Origin of the sequence: Paraburkholderia sp. SIMBA_054 (assembly GCF_046534875.1) — a bacterium.
GTDB lineage: Bacteria > Pseudomonadota > Gammaproteobacteria > Burkholderiales > Burkholderiaceae > Paraburkholderia > Paraburkholderia hospita.
Map to the genome: position 1 here is coordinate 1 of NZ_JAWRXV010001829.1, position 231 is coordinate 231.

1 pseudogene is annotated in these 231 nt (G+C 64.5%); it reads left to right on the forward strand.

Annotated features, from left to right (window positions below):
* Nucleotides 1-231: pseudogene (locus tag SB822_RS61365) on the forward strand (MFS transporter); the annotation flags it as partial.

Sequence of the window (231 nt, forward strand, 5' to 3'; positions counted from 1 at the left end):
GTCGGGCTTCTTCTTCGCCGAAATGACGATTGGACCGATGTGGGCGATTCCGATGGACATCGCGCCGGACGCCTCGGGCACCGCGAGCGGCATGATGAACACGGGCTCCGCGCTCGCGGCGATCATCTCGCCGGTGGTGGGCGGCTTCCTGATCGACTATTTCGGCAGCTGGGAATTGCCGTTCGTCGGCAGCATGCTGTTGATGGCGCTCGGTGTCGTGCTCGCGTTCCG